Origin of the sequence: Halomonas sp., from assembly GCF_031581305.1 — a bacterium.
Lineage (GTDB): Bacteria > Pseudomonadota > Gammaproteobacteria > Pseudomonadales > Halomonadaceae > Halomonas.
The window spans coordinates 1-14507 of record NZ_JAVLBC010000069.1 but is presented as its reverse complement, the minus strand read 5'-3'; the positions used below and the strand labels follow the sequence as shown (position 1 = coordinate 14507).

15 protein-coding genes and 1 tRNA gene are annotated in these 14507 nt (G+C 67.1%); 14 read left to right on the top strand and 2 right to left on the bottom strand.

Features of this window, described 5'->3' with window-relative positions:
- Positions 1–166 precede the first annotated feature (166 nt).
- Positions 167–253 (bottom strand) — tRNA-Leu (locus tag RI841_RS07680).
- A gap of 138 nt (positions 254–391) precedes the next feature.
- Here RI841_RS07680 and queA point away from each other — a divergent pair.
- From queA to secF, 5 genes are all read left to right on the top strand, one after another.
- Complete coding sequence (gene queA, locus RI841_RS07675; protein WP_310705011.1) at positions 392–1429, top strand: tRNA preQ1(34) S-adenosylmethionine ribosyltransferase-isomerase QueA; 1038 nt, start codon at positions 392–394, stop codon at positions 1427–1429.
- 77 nt (positions 1430–1506) lie between these two features.
- The gene (tgt, locus tag RI841_RS07670; RefSeq protein ID WP_310705010.1) at positions 1507–2625 is read left to right on the top strand and encodes a tRNA guanosine(34) transglycosylase Tgt; all 1119 of its coding nucleotides are present in this window, start codon (positions 1507–1509) and stop codon (positions 2623–2625) included.
- A 66-nt stretch (positions 2626–2691) separates the two neighbouring features.
- Entirely contained in the window at positions 2692–3027 is a 336-nt protein-coding gene (gene yajC, locus RI841_RS07665) for a preprotein translocase subunit YajC (RefSeq protein WP_282736420.1), read from the top strand.
- 148 nt (positions 3028–3175) lie between these two features.
- Positions 3176–5026 (top strand): protein translocase subunit SecD, encoded by a 1851-nt coding sequence (gene secD / locus RI841_RS07660; protein ID WP_310705009.1) that lies wholly within the window; start codon positions 3176–3178, stop codon positions 5024–5026.
- A 9-nt stretch (positions 5027–5035) separates the two neighbouring features.
- Complete coding sequence (gene secF, locus RI841_RS07655) at positions 5036–5959, top strand: protein translocase subunit SecF (RefSeq protein WP_310705008.1); 924 nt, start codon at positions 5036–5038, stop codon at positions 5957–5959.
- A gap of 152 nt (positions 5960–6111) precedes the next feature.
- Here secF and RI841_RS07650 read toward each other — a convergent pair whose 3' ends face one another.
- Positions 6112–6906 carry an inositol monophosphatase family protein gene (locus tag RI841_RS07650; RefSeq protein ID WP_310705007.1) on the bottom strand — a complete coding sequence of 265 codons (795 nt, stop codon included), beginning with the start codon at positions 6904–6906 and terminating at the stop codon, positions 6112–6114.
- Positions 6907–7044: 138 nt separating this feature from the next.
- On the opposite strand from RI841_RS07650, the gene trmJ reads away from it, so the two are divergent.
- The 9 genes from trmJ to RI841_RS07605 form a co-directional block, all read left to right on the top strand.
- A complete protein-coding gene (gene trmJ / locus RI841_RS07645) occupies positions 7045–7791 on the top strand; it encodes a tRNA (cytosine(32)/uridine(32)-2'-O)-methyltransferase TrmJ (RefSeq protein WP_310705006.1) in 747 nt (248 codons plus the stop codon).
- Between the two features lie 85 nt (positions 7792–7876).
- Positions 7877–8755: a serine O-acetyltransferase gene (cysE, locus tag RI841_RS07640; protein ID WP_310705005.1), complete on the top strand. Its 879-nt coding sequence runs from the start codon at positions 7877–7879 to the stop codon at positions 8753–8755.
- Positions 8756–8837: 82 nt separating this feature from the next.
- A complete protein-coding gene (iscR, locus tag RI841_RS07635) occupies positions 8838–9305 on the top strand; it encodes a Fe-S cluster assembly transcriptional regulator IscR (protein ID WP_310705003.1) in 468 nt (155 codons plus the stop codon).
- Between the two features lie 59 nt (positions 9306–9364).
- Complete coding sequence (locus RI841_RS07630; RefSeq protein ID WP_310705002.1) at positions 9365–10522, top strand: IscS subfamily cysteine desulfurase; 1158 nt, start codon at positions 9365–9367, stop codon at positions 10520–10522.
- Between the two features lie 25 nt (positions 10523–10547).
- Positions 10548–10874 (top strand): iron-sulfur cluster assembly accessory protein, encoded by a 327-nt coding sequence (locus RI841_RS07625; RefSeq protein WP_310705001.1) that lies wholly within the window; start codon positions 10548–10550, stop codon positions 10872–10874.
- 164 nt (positions 10875–11038) lie between these two features.
- Positions 11039–11467 carry a nucleoside-diphosphate kinase gene (gene ndk / locus RI841_RS07620; protein ID WP_310705000.1) on the top strand — a complete coding sequence of 143 codons (429 nt, stop codon included), beginning with the start codon at positions 11039–11041 and terminating at the stop codon, positions 11465–11467.
- A gap of 61 nt (positions 11468–11528) precedes the next feature.
- Positions 11529–12656, top strand: coding sequence for a 23S rRNA (adenine(2503)-C(2))-methyltransferase RlmN (gene rlmN, locus RI841_RS07615; RefSeq protein ID WP_310704999.1), 1128 nt, complete (start codon positions 11529–11531; stop codon positions 12654–12656).
- Positions 12657–12775: 119 nt separating this feature from the next.
- Positions 12776–13504 (top strand): type IV pilus biogenesis/stability protein PilW, encoded by a 729-nt coding sequence (gene pilW, locus RI841_RS07610; RefSeq protein ID WP_310704998.1) that lies wholly within the window; start codon positions 12776–12778, stop codon positions 13502–13504.
- A 48-nt stretch (positions 13505–13552) separates the two neighbouring features.
- On the top strand, positions 13553–14507 hold a 955-nt coding region (locus RI841_RS07605), incomplete at its 3' end, for a RodZ domain-containing protein (RefSeq protein ID WP_310704997.1).

The window sequence follows — 14507 nt, the reverse complement described above, 5'->3', positions numbered from 1 at the left end:
AATGACGATCCGTGCATACCAGTTGGTGCGGTGACGGCTACGCGTCAGGTAGGTTCCGTAGGGCATGTCAGACCTCAGGAGTGGATCACCGAAGTGTCACACCTTAGGGTCTGATCTAAGCCTGTAACCCCTTGAACCCGCATGGCTTCTGGGCTCGTAGGTTACTTGGTACCGGCGGTCGGACTCGAACCGACAAGGGCTTGCACCCGGCGGATTTTGAATCCGCTGCGTCTACCAATTCCGCCACGCCGGCAACGCGAAGGCATTATACGTGGGCACCCGAGCACGTCAATCGGCCGGCTGACTTCCCTGCCTCGAAACGGTATCCTGTCGAGCTTTGCGCGGCTGGCCAAGCCGCCCGACACGCCCCCGAGCCGGACCGAAACCCACCATGCAGCGCGCCGACTTTCACTACGAGCTCCCCGAGGAGCTGATTGCCCGCTACCCCTCCGAGCAGCGCAGCGACTGCCGCCTGCTGAGCGTCGATGGTGCCACCGGCGCACTCGCCCACCGCCGCTTCCCCGACCTGCTCGAGCTGCTCGCCCCCGGTGATCTGCTGGTGTTCAACGACACCCGGGTGATTCCCGCCCGACTGCATGGCCACAAGACCAGCGGCGGCAGGGTGGAGATGCTGCTCGAGCGACCGCTGGACGCGCATCGTGGCCTCGCCCACCTGCGCAGCAGCAAGTCGCCGAAGCCCGGCACCGAGCTGGTCTTCGAGGGGGGCATCCGCGCCATGGTGGAGGGGCGCCGCGAGGCGCTGTTCGAGCTGCGCTTCCTGGGCGAGACGCCACTGATCACGCTGCTGGAGCGGCACGGCCACATGCCGCTGCCGCCCTACATCACCCGCGAGGACGAGCTGGCCGACCGCGAGCGCTACCAGACCGTCTACGCGCGCCGCGACGGGGCCGTGGCCGCCCCCACCGCCGGGCTGCACTTCGACGAGCCGCTGCTCGAGGCCCTGGCCGCCAAGGGCGTTGAAAGCGCCTACGTCACCCTGCACGTGGGCGCCGGCACCTTCCAGCCGGTGCGCGCCGACGACATCCGCGAGCACCAGATGCACAGCGAGTGGATCGAGGTCACCGAGGCCGCCTGCGAGCAGGTGCGCGCCGCCCGCGCCCGGGGCAACCGGGTGGTGGCCGTCGGCACCACCAGCGTGCGCTGCCTGGAGTCGGCCTGCCTGAAGAGCGCGAATGGCGAGATCGCTCCCTACAGCGGCGAGACCGACATCTTCATCTACCCCGGCTACGAATGGCGCTGCGTCGATGCGCTGGTGACCAACTTCCACCTGCCGGAGTCGACCCTGCTGATGCTGGTGGCCTCCTTCGCCGGCCATGACACCACCCTGGCGGCCTATCGCGAGGCGGTGGCCGAGCGCTACGCCTTCTTCAGTTATGGCGATGCCATGTTCCTGACGCGCAAGCCCTGACACCCGAGCCCTGATACGCCGACGCCCCGGCCCAGCCCCGATGCGCCACGAGAGTCCCCATGCGTAAAGACAGCTTCATGACATTCGAGTGCCTGGCCAGCGATGGCCGGGCGCGCCGCGGCCGCCTCACCTTCCCCCGCGGAACGGTAGAGACCCCCGCCTTCATGCCGGTCGGCACCTACGGCACCGTGAAGGGCATGACGCCCCAGTCGGTCGAGGAGATCGGCGCCGAGATCATCCTCGGCAACACCTTCCATCTGTGGCTACGACCGGGCATGGAGGTGATCGAGGCCCATGGCGACCTCCACGATTTCGCCCAGTGGGAAAAGCCGATCCTCACCGACTCGGGTGGCTTCCAGGTCTTCTCGCTGGGCGCCATGCGCAAGATCACCGAGCAGGGCGTGCATTTCCGCTCGCCGGTGGATGGCGCCAAGGTGTTCATGGGGCCCGAGGAGTCCATGGCGGTGCAGCGCTCGCTCGGCTCCGACGTGGTGATGATCTTCGACGAGTGCACCCCCTACCCCGCCACCGAGAAAGAGGCCGAGCTCTCCATGCAGCGCTCGCTGCGCTGGGCGCAGCGCTCCCGGGAGGCCCACGGCGACTCCCCCTCGGCACTGTTCCGCATCATCCAGGGCGGCATGTACCCCGAACTGCGCGAGCGCTCCCTCGAGGGTCTGCTGGAGATCGGCTTCGACGGGCTGGCCATCGGCGGCCTCTCGGTGGGCGAGCCCAAGGAGGAGATGATCCGGGTACTCGACACCCTGCCGACCTGGATGCCCGACGATACCCCGCGCTACCTGATGGGCGTGGGCAAGCCCGAGGACCTGGTGGAGGGCGTGCGCCGCGGGGTCGACATGTTCGACTGCGTGATGCCCACCCGCAACGGCCGTAACGGCCACCTCTTCACCGCCGAGGGCACGGTGAAGATCCGCAATGCCAAGCACCGCCATGACACCCGGCCGCTCGAGGAGGGCTGTGACTGCTACACCTGCCGGCACTTCTCCCGTGCCTACCTGCACCATCTCGATCGCTGCGGAGAGATGCTCGGCTCGATGCTCAACACCATCCACAATCTGCGTCATTACCAGCGCCTGATGAGTGGTTTGCGCGGTGCCATCGAAGCGGGTACATTGGCGAACTTCGTGGAAGGGTTCTATGCGCAGCGCGGCCTGCCGGTTCCTCCCGCACCGAATTGACTTACGGCCGGCCCGCAAGGCCGGCCGTAGAATATCCCGCTTTCATCACTCAGGAGATCGTCGTACATGCTGGACTTCTTCATTTCCCCGGCCATGGCCCAGGACGCCGGCGCTGCCGGTGGCGGCATCGCCCAGATCGTCATGCTGGTCGGCTTCGTGGCCATCTTCTACTTCCTGCTGTGGCGCCCCCAGGCCAAGCGTGCCAAGCAGCACAAGCAGCTGATCGGCAATCTCGCCAAGGGTGACGAGATCGTCATCGGCGGCGGTATGCTGGGCCGCATCACCAAGGTGAGCGACGACAGCGAGTTCCTGAGCATGGAGATCGCCGAGGGCACCGAGGTCAGCGTGCAGAAGAACGCCGTGGCCGCCGTACTGCCCAAGGGCACGCTCAAGTCCATCTGACCGGGCGTCTTTTCGCCCCGCCGCGGCTCCTCTCCGGGTCGTGACGGGGTTGCCCTGCGTCCGGTGCGGCAGGAGCCGCGCGACCGGCTCCCGCCCCCACCGGTCGCCTCGTCAGCCTCCAACGTCCGCAACCTGAGGGCAGGGCCCCATGCTCAACCGTTACCCCCTGTGGAAGTATCTTCTGATACTCGTCGTCCTCCTCACCGGCCTGGTCTACTCCCTCCCCAACCTCTTCCCCGAGGACCCGGCGGTCCAGATCAGCAGCGAGCGGGGCGACGCCACCATCAACGAGCGCCAGCTGGAACGCATCCGCACCTCGCTCGGTGAGGCCGGCATCGACATCCAGACAGTGGAAGTGGAAACCAGCAGCGCACTGATCCGCCTCGCCGATGCCGACGACCAGATCAGGGCCCGCGACCGCATCAGCGACATGCTGGGAGACGAGTACGTGGTGGCGCTGAACCTGGCCGAGTCCACGCCGGCCTGGCTGCAGTCGCTCTCCGCCTCCCCCATGACCCTGGGCCTGGACCTGCGCGGTGGCGTGCACTTCCTGCTGGAAGTCGACATGGACGCCGCCCTGGAGCAGCGCCTCGAGGTCAACGCCAGCGCCATCCGCGAGCAGCTGCGCGGCGAACGGATCCGCTACCGCGATACCGAGATCGAGGAGCGCACCATCTCCATGGCCTTCGCCAACGCCGAGGATCGCGACGAGGCGCGACGCCTGATCGCCCGCGAGTTCCCTGACTTCGACTACCGCAGCGAAGGCGATGACCGCGGTGCGCGCTTGGTCATGACCATGACCGACCAAGCGGTGAATGAGCTTCAGGACTACGCCATCAACCAGAACCTCACGACCCTGCGCAACCGGGTCAATGAGCTGGGCGTGGCCGAGCCACTGGTGCAGCGCCAGGGCCCGGATCGCATCGTGGTCGAGCTGCCCGGCGTCCAGGATACCGTGGCCGCCAAGCGCATCGTGGGGGCCACCGCCAACCTCGAGTTCCGTCTCGAGGCGCGCCCCGACACGCCGGACAACGAAACGGAGTCCTTCCCGTTCCGCAACCAGGAGTCGCGCCGCGCCGACCTGATGCGCGACGTGATCATCACCGGCGACAGCGTCTCGAACGCCAACCACAGCTTCGACGAGAACGGCCGCCCCCAGGTCAACATCGACCTGGACGGTACCGGCGGCACCCTGATGAACCGGGCCACCCGGACCAACATCGGCCGCAACATGGCGGTGCTGTTCATCGAGCACAAGACCCGCGAGACCACCGTGACGGTGGACGGCGAGGAGGTCGTGGAGCGAGAGCCCTACACCGAGCGTGGCATCATCAGCCTGGCCACCATCCAGAGTGCGCTGGGCAACAGCTTTCGCATCACCGGGCTCGACTCGCCCACCGAGGCGGCAGAGCTCGCCCTGCTGCTGCGTTCCGGCTCCCTGGCCGCACCCATCTACTTCGTGCAGGAGCGCACCATCGGGCCGAGCCTGGGCGCCGAGAACATCGAGCGTGGCGTGATGTCGGTGCAGATCGGCCTGCTGCTGGTGGTGCTGTTCATGCTGGTGCGCTACAAGGTGTTCGGCGTCTTTGCCAACGTCGCCCTGGCGCTCAACCTGACCCTGCTGGTGGCGGCCATGTCGCTGCTCGGCGCCACCCTGACACTGCCCGGCATCGCCGGCATCGTGCTGACGCTGGGCATGGCGGTGGACGCCAACGTACTGATCTTCGAGCGCATACGCGAGGAGCTACGCACGGGGCTATCGGTGCAGCAGGCCATCACGGCCGGCTACGAGCGCGCCTTCACCTCGATCATCGATGCCAACATCACCACCCTGCTGGTGGCGGTGATCCTGTTCTCCATCGGCACCGGGCCGGTCAAGGGCTTCGCCGTGACGCTATCGCTGGGGATCATCACCTCGCTGTTCACCGCCCTGATGGTGACGCGGGCGATGGTCAACCTGACCTACGGCGGCAAGCCGGTCAAGAAGCTCTGGATATAAGAGGTGGCAATGAAATCCCTCGTCAATCGACAGCTCGACTTCATGGGCAAGCGTCGGATCGCCTTCGCGGTATCAGGCCTGATGCTGCTGGTGTCGATCGCCTCGCTGCTCTTCCAGCAGCTCAGCCTTGGGCTGGACTTCACCGGCGGCACCCTGGTGGAGGTCCGCTACGCCGTGGCACCCTCCCTGGACGCCGTTCGCCAGGTCCTGGAGAACACCGGGTTCCGTGACGTCTCAGTCCAGACCTTCGGCGCTTCCACCGAGGTGCTGATCCGCCTGCAGCAGGCCTTCGACCCCGATGTCGGCGAGCAGGTGGTGAACCTGCTGCGTGACGCCGGCGACGAAGTGGAGCTGGTGCGCGCCGAGTTCGTCGGCGCCCAGGTGGGAGATCAGCTGCGCGACCAGAGCGGCATGGGCCTGCTGGTGGCGCTGGGCATCGTGATGCTCTACGTGGCGGCACGCTTCCAGTACAAGTTCGCCATCGGCGCCCTGCTGGCACTGATGCACGACGTGATCATCGTCGTCGGCCTCTTCTCACTGTTCCAGTGGGAGTTCGACCTCACCGTGCTCGCCGCCCTGCTGGCGGTGATCGGCTATTCGCTCAACGACACCATCGTGGTCTATGACCGCATCCGCGAGACCATCCGCAAGTCACGCATCGATGACATGCCGACGATCTTCAACGAAGCGATCAACATGACCCTGTCGCGCACCCTGGCGACCTCCGGCACCACCCTGCTGGTACTCTTCGCGCTCTTCTTCCTGGGTGGCGACATGATCCACTTCTTCTCCATGGCCCTGATCGCCGGCGTGGTGGTCGGCACCTTCTCTTCCATCTACGTGGCCGCGGCCCTGCTGCTGGCGGTGAAGCTGGATCGCGAGGACCTGATCCCGGCGAAGAAGGAGGACCCCGAGGCCGAGGAGCTGCCCTAGCCACAGCTGCAAGCTGGAAGCTGGAAGCTGGAAGCTGGAAGCTGGAAGCTGGAAGCTGCAATCAAGAGTCTTTGACTCAAGGTAGAAACAAGAAACCCCCGCGGGTCGTCCCGGCGGGGGTTTCTTGTGGCTTGTAGCTTGTGCCTTGCAGCTTAGAAGTGCGGCTTGAGCTGCTGCACCAGAGCCTTGTAGAGGCGCGGCCCCGCGGCCATCAGGCGCCCCTCGGCTACGACGCTGGGCTGGCCGTCGGGAGTGCCCATCAGGGCACCACTCTCCTTGAGCAACAGCGAACCGGCGTGCAGGTCCTGCTCCTCCAGGCCCAGCACGAAGGCGGCATCCGCACGCCCCGCGGCAAGGTCGGCGAGGTCGAGCAGGCCGCTGCCGGAGGCGCGCTGCAGCTCGATCTGCGGGCCGAGCTGCTGCACCAGGGTCAGGTAGGAGGGCAGGAAGCGCGAGCGCAGCCAGGTCTCGGGCAGGCTCATGGCGATGCGAGTGCCCGCCACAGCGGTGCTCTTCGAGACGCGCAGGCGCTTGCCGTTGAGCTGGGCACCGCGCCCACGGCTGGCCAGGTATTCGTCATCGCTGAAGGGACAGATCACCACTGCATGCTCCGGACGGCCCTTGACGAGACAGACCACCGACAGCGCGAAGCCGGGGGCGGCGACGCTGAGGTTGGAATAGCCATGGAAGGGTTCGATCTTCCATAGGGTGTCGGCACCCTCGCCTTCACCGGCGCGGTGAGGCGTGAAGCGGCCTTGGACGCCGTGCTGGGGGTAGCCGCGCGCGAGCTGACGGACGATCAGCGTCTCGGCATTGCGGGCGGCATCCTCGAGCAGGCGGTCGAGGTTGTGCTCCTGGTGGGAGTTCTCGATTCGCTCGCGGATGCGCAGGAACTGTTCGCCGGCGCTGCGTGTGGCACGCAGCGCGAATTGGACCATCGGATGCATGATCGGGCCTTGGGGAGTCAGTGGTGTTAAAGAACGGGTCGGCGCGCATCCTAGCAGACCCGCGCCGGATGCGCCATTCGACGCACCCGACCGGCGTGATAGAATCATCCGCCTCCACCCAGGATCTACAGGCCCACCATGCTCGAGCGCATCCGCATCGTCCTGATCGGCACCAGTCACCCCGGCAATATCGGCGGCACCGCCCGCGCCATGCACAACATGGGCCTGTCCGATCTGGCCATAGTAGCGCCGCGCTGCGAGCCACTCACCGCCGATACCGTCTCGCGCGCGTCCGGGGCCGATCATATCGTCCACGGGGCCCGCACGGTCGAGACCCTCGAGCAGGCGGTGACCGACTGCACCCTGGTGGTCGGGGCCAGCGCCCGCTCGCGCACCCTGCCCTGGCCGATGATCACCCCACGGGGGCTGGGCGACCGGCTCCCCGCGGAACTGGCCGCCCAGGAGGCCCGCGTGGCGCTGGTCTTCGGCCGCGAGGACAGCGGCCTCACCAATGCCGAGCTGCAGCGCTGCCATGCCCATGTGCATATCCCCACCAACCCCGACTTCAGCTCCCTGAACCTGGCCGCCGCGGTTCAGGTATTGGCCTACGAGTGCCGGCAGGCCTGGCTGGGACAACAGGAAACAACCGGCCCGACCGAGGCGCCCTCGCCCCCGCTGCTGGCCAGCCACCAGGAGCTCGAGCACTACTTCGAGCACCTGGAGCGCACCCTGATCGCCATCGGCTTCCATGACCCGGCTACCCCGCGTCAGCTGATGGCCCGACTACGCCGCTTCACCCTGCGGGCCCGCCCCGAGCGCATGGAGCTCAACATACTGCGCGGCATTCTCACCGCGACCGAGCAGCAGGCCGAGCACCGCGAGTAGATGGCGGATGCGGCTTGAAGCCGGCTCACCACGCCCCCACTATGAAGCCATCTCTCCCATCGCCCTGCCATCCAAGGACCGCTGCATGCTTGAACGTCTGCGCGAGGACATCAACAGCGTATTCGCCCGTGACCCGGCGGCTCGCAACTTCCTGGAAGTGCTGACCAACTATCCGGGCCTGCATGCCTTGCTGGCCCACCGGCTGAGTCACTGGCTGTGGCAGAAGAACCTGAAGTGGCTGGCGCGCACCCTGTCGCAGCTGTTTCGCGTGCTGACCGGCATCGAGATCCACCCCGGGGCGACCATCGGCCGGCGCTTCTTCATCGACCACGGCATGGGCGTGGTGATCGGCGAGACCGCCGAGGTCGGCGACGACGTCACCCTTTACCAGGGCGTGACTCTGGGTGGAACCAGCTGGAACAAGGGCAAGCGCCATCCGACCCTGGAGGATGGCGTGATCGTCGGTGCCGGCGCCAAGATACTGGGCCCCTTCAGCGTGGGCGCCGGCGCCAAGATCGGCTCCAACGCCGTGGTCACCAAGGAGGTGCCCGCTGGCGCCACCGTGGTCGGCATCCCCGGCAAGGTCGTGCAGCGCGTCGACCCGGACCGGGCCGAGGAGCTGGAAGTGGATCCCGCGCGTCGCGAGGCGATGCGCCGCAAGTTCGGCTTCGACGCCTACGGCGTCAGCCAGGACATGCCCGACCCGGTGGCCCGCTCCATCCAGGCGATGCTCGACCACATGCACGCCGTAGACGAGCGCATCGAGCGCATGTGCACGACCCTGCGCAAGGTCGACGCCAGTTACCGCGACGGCCGCCTGCCGGAGCTGCGCGACGAGGACTTCGCCGACATCCTCGCCGACGTGGACAGCTGCTGCCCGCCCCGCGAAGAACCGGACGAGCGGAGCGCGGACGAGGCGCCACAGGGCGACCGGGAGGCCGCCCCTCGACGGCACAATGGTTGACCGCGATACTCGGTCTTTACCATAATGGCGGATCACGTTCATTGACTGCCGACCCGCGTGTCGGTGCCGAGGTGAGTTCCTCATGCGCCTGACCACCAAGGGACGCTACGCCGTTACCGCCATGCTCGACCTGGTGATGAATGCCGACACCGGCCCCATCAGCCTCGCCGACATCTCGAGGCGCCAGGAGATCTCGCTCTCCTATCTGGAGCAGCTGTTCGCGCGGCTGCGGCGCGCCCGGCTGGTGGACAGCGTTCGGGGTCCAGGCGGCGGTTACCTGCTGGCACAGGCAGCGGAAGGCATCACCGTGGCTCAGGTCATCGAGGCGGTGAACGAGTCCGTGGACACCACCCGCTGCGGCGGCCTCTCGGACTGCCAGCAGGGCGATACCTGCCTGACCCACCACCTGTGGTGCGAGCTCTCCGAGCACATCAACGACTTCCTCCAGGACGTCACCCTGGCCCAGCTGGCCGGCCGCGGGGAGATCCAGGCCATCGCCAGTCGCCAGCGCGGCCGGTGGGACGATGGCATCCTGGCCTCCACCACCTGAAGCGCCGCCCGAGAGACCCGCTCCCACAGCCCTAATCCCACAGCCGAAACAGCGAACCCATGAGCGCACCCGTCTACCTCGATTATGCCGCCACCACCCCAGTCGACCCACGGGTCGCGGAGGTCATGAGCCACTACCTGACCCTGGATGGCATCTTCGCCAACCCCGCCTCGCGCAGCCACATGCTCGGCTGGCAGGCGGAGCAGGCCGTGGAGAGTGCCCGCCGCCAGGTCGCCGACCTGATTGCTGCCGACCCCCGGGAAATCGTCTGGACCAGCGGCGCCACCGAGGCCGACAACCTGGCGCTGACCGGCTTCATGCGCGCCAATCGCGCCCGTGGACGCCACCTCGTGACCTCCCTCGTCGAGCACAAGGCGGTGGTGGACACCGCCACGGCGCTGGAGCAGGAAGGCTTCGAGGTAACCTGGCTGACGCCAGGCCGTGATGGTCGGATCAGCCCGACGCAGCTGCGTGAGGCAATGCGGGACGATACCGTGCTGGTCTCGCTGATGGCCGTGAACAACGAGCTGGGCGTCATCCATGACCTCTCGGCGCTGGCGAAGGTGGTCCATGACGCTGGTGCCACCTTCCATGTGGACGCCGCCCAGGCGGTGGGCCGCCTCCCGCTGGATGTCGGCCGGCTCGGCATCGACCTGATGTCGCTCTCCGGCCACAAGGCCTACGGCCCCAAGGGCATCGGCGCCCTCTATGTGCGGCGCAGCCCCGATATTCGGCTGGAAGCGCTGATCCACGGGGGCGGCCACGAGCGCGGCATGCGCTCGGGCACCCTGGCCACCCATCAGATCGCCGGCATGGGCGAGGCCTTCGCCATCGCTGCGGCCGAAGGTGAGGCCGAACAGGCTCGCATCACCGCGCTGCGCGACCGTCTGCTCGAGGGTCTTGCCGATACCGGCGGCATCCACCACAACACGGCGGTCGAGGCGGCAATCCCCAACATCCTCAACCTCGCCTTCGAGGGGGTGGAAGGCGAGTCGCTGCTGATGGCGCTGCGCGACATCGCGCTCTCCACCGGCTCGGCCTGCAACTCGGCGAGCGTCGAACCCTCTTATGTACTGAAGGGCATCGGCCTGCCGCGCCCCCTGGCGCTGGCTTCGCTGCGCTTCAGCTTCGGCCGCTTCACCACCGAAGCCGATATCGATCGCACACTGAATGCCCTGCGACACGCCCTGGACGGGCTGCGTCGTCGGGCGGTCTGACCCTACCACGTTCAGGAGAGAGACCATGGCGCACCTTTCGATCACCACTGCCGCCGCCGAGCAGATCCATCGGGTGCTCGATGAGCGAGGCCACGGCCTGGGCCTGCGGGTCTCGGTCAAGCCCAGTGGCTGCTCCGGCTACAGCTACGTGCTCAATTTCGCCGACGAGGCGGCCAACGACGACGTGACATTCAAAGAGCACGGCGTGACGGTCTTCGTCGCCCCTGAGGCCCTGGAGATGCTCGATGGCAGCGAGGTCGACTATGTCTCCGAGGGGCTCAATCGCTTCTTCCGCTTCAACAATCCCAACGTCAAGGATGAGTGCGGCTGCGGCGAGAGCTTCAGCGTCTGAACGATTGTTCAACGCCGTCCCGGGGCGTTATACTCCCCGACCAGCCGACGCACGCCGCCGGACCGTTTCATCCGATTCGCCGCGCCGCCCTCTCCTCCGCGGAGCCAGGGGCGGCGCGGCGCTATCCATCACCACATCATCCAACCAACCGGAGACATACCCGCATGGCCAACCAGCGCACCCTGTCCATCATCAAGCCCGATGCCGTCGCCCAGAACGTGATCGGCGAGATCGAGAGCCGCTTCGAAAAGGCCGGCCTGAAGATCGTGGCCGCCAAGATGCTCCAGCTCTCCGAAGAGAAGGCCGGTGGCTTCTACGCCGAGCACAAGGAGCGCCCCTTCTTCAAGGATCTGGTCGGCTTCATGACCTCCGGGCCGGTGATCGTGCAGGTCCTCGAGGGCGAGGACGCCGTCGCCACCAACCGTGACCTGATGGGTGCCACCAACCCCAAGGAAGCGGCCCCGGGTACCATCCGTGCCGACTTCGCCGAGACCATCGACGCCAATGCCGTGCATGGCTCCGATTCTCCGGAATCCGCCGAGCGCGAGATTGCCTACTTCTTCGAGGCGGACGAGATCTGCCCGCGCGGCTGATCACGCCTCTCCCGCGGGGGTGGCTCCACCCCCGCCCTGCTCCAACGACTCGCTGACCGCCATGACCGCCACCGCTGCTCCCCGTCTCACCAACCTGCTCGGCATGACCCGCGAGGAGATGGAAGCCTTCTTCCTCTCCATCGGCGAGAAGAAGTTCCGTGCCGCCCAGGTGCTGAAGTGGATCCACATCGAGGGTTGCGATGACTTCGCCGCCATGACCAACCTCTCCAAGGCGCTGCGCACGCGCCTGGCCGAGGTCGCCGAGATCCGCGGCCCGGGCGTGGTCTACGAGGGCAGCTCCAGCGACGGCACCCGCAAGTGGGTGCTCGAGGTGGAGGACGGCAGCTACGTGGAGACGGTGCTGATCCCCGCCGACAACGGCAAGCGCCGCACCCTGTGCGTTTCCTCCCAGGTCGGCTGCTCGCTGGACTGCAGCTTCTGCTCCACCGGCAAGCAGGGATTCCAGCGCAACCTCACCGCCGCCGAGATCATCGGCCAGGTGTGGGTGGCCCAGCGCAGCGTGGGGCCGCGACGCGACACCACCAACCGCCCCGTGACCAACGTGGTGATGATGGGTATGGGCGAGCCACTGCTGAACTATGACAACGTCGTGCCGGCGATGAAGTTGATGCTCGACGATGACGGCTACGGCCTCTCCAAGCGCCGCGTCACGCTCTCCACCTCCGGCGTGGTGCCGATGCTCGACAAGCTCGGTGACGAGCTCGACGTGAGCCTGGCCATCTCGCTGCATGCCGCCAACGACGAGCTGCGCAACGAGCTGGTACCACTCAACCGCAAGTACAACATCCGTGCCTTGCTCGACGCCTGCCACCGCTACCTGGCCAAGTGCCACGATACGCGGATGGTGACCATCGAGTACACGGTGATCAAGGACGTCAATGACCAGCAGGAGCACGCCGAGCAGCTCGCCACCCTGCTCGAGGAGCTGCCGTGCAAGATCAACCTGATCCCGTTCAACCCCTTCCCGCACTCGGGCTACGAGAAGCCGTCGCGCAACCAGTTGATGCGCTTTCAGCAATGGCTCTATGAGCTGGGCTACACGGCACCGATCCGCACCACCCGCGGCGACGACATCGATGCCGCCTGCGGTCAGCTGGTGGGCCGTGTCAAGGACCGCACCAAGCGTCACGAGCGCTATATCCAGTCCATCCAGATCGACGCCGACTGACCGGGGTCGCCTTGACTTCAACCGGGCGCGGCGCTTTGATGGACGGGCCTTTTTTCACCACCGGCTGCGAGTCGAGACCGCCGCGGCCGTCGGTACCGTGCCCACCCGAAGAGGATGCCATGACTCGTCGCCCCCGCATGATCGGCCTGAGGCAGATACCCACCGCCACCATGCTGCTGGGCACGTTGTGGCTGGCCGGTTGCGCCACCCAGACCAACCTGCCCGGGGGCAACGACAACGAGGCTGCCGAGGCCTATACCCGTCTCGGCATCGCCTACCTCGAACGCAACAACCTGCCGCGCGCCATGAACGCCCTGGACCGTGCCCTGAAGATCGATTCCCGTGATGCCGAGGCCCTTCAGGCCATGGCCATGGTCCATCAGCGCCAAGGCGAGGCCAAGCTGGCCGACGAGACCTTTCGGCGCGCCGTCGAGGCGGACCCCTCGTTCACTCGGGCACGCAACAACTACGCCGCGTTCCTGTATGATCGTGGCCGCCTCGACGAGGCCTGCGAGCAGCTCGAGCAAGCTTCCCGCGATACCCAATACGACAATCGGGCGCAGCTTTTTGCCAACCTCGGCCAGTGTCGGCTCGAGGTGGGCGACGCCGAAGCCGCCCGCGATAGCCTGACCCGGGCCCAGGCCATCGCCCCGCGCCGCCCGCGCAGCTACCTGCTGCTGGCCGAACTCGAGTACGCCCAGGGCAACCTCGGGCGCGCCGAGCAGCAGCTCGAGACCTACATGCGCCTGGCCGGCCCGCAGGCCGAAGCCCTGCGCCTGGCCCGCGACATTGCCCGGGATCGCGGCGACACGGCCACCGCCAGCTTCTATGCCGACCAGCTGGAGTGATCCCGTGGCAGGCCCTGACCACCGTTTTCTGACGAAGGATGCTCAGCCATGAGCGACATTCACACCGATGATGCCGGCGAGACCGCGCCACGCCAGGCCTCCCCAGGCGAACTACTGCGTCGCGAGCGCGAGGCCCAAGGCCTGGATCGCGAGGAAGTCGCCGCCGCCCTGAACCTGCGCCCGGCAGTGATCCAGGGGCTGGAGAGCGACAGCTACGAGGAGGTTCCCGTTGCCGCCTATCGCCGCGGTTACCTCCGCAGCTACGCTAACCTGCTCGGCATCGACGACCGCCCCGTGCTCGATGCTTACCGGACACGCTTCGGCAGCCAGGAGGCCGAACACCGCATCACGCCGGTCCAGGTCACCCGGCCGCCCTCACGCCTGGGTGCCTGGCTGTTTCGCCTGGTCACCCTGCTTGTCATCGCCGGCCTGATCGGCCTGACGCTGATGTGGTGGCAGAGCCGGGGCGGCAGCCAGCCGCCCTCCCCCGGCGATAGCGGGCCGGTGTCGGTAGACAGCCTGGATGGCAGCACCGCCATCACCGAGAACGGCGGTAGCGGTGACGCCTCCCTGCCGCCGCTGCCCGAGGAGGAGAGCAACCTCGGCCTGGTCGAGGACGCCCCCGCCGTGGACGCACCAGGCGATGTCGAGCCGCAGGTGCCGGCCGACGGCGATGCCGCCGCTGAAACGCTGGCACCGACCGAGGACGAGGGTGCAGCCGACAGCACGGCCGCCAGCGACGCCGAAACAGCCGTGGAGGCCGAGCCCGACGCAGTCGTCGACGCCGCCCCAGAGGCCGAGAACCCCGACGAGGGACCGGTCGGCGATACGCAGGTGCTGGAACTGACCTTCAACGAGCAGTCCTGGACCGAGATCTTCGACGCCAGCGATGAGCGCGTCTTCGTCGGCCTCCAGGAACCCGGCACCACGGCACGCGTCGAAGGCGAACCGCCGTTCCGCCTGACCGTGGGCAACGCCACCGGCGTCGAACTGCTCTGGGAGG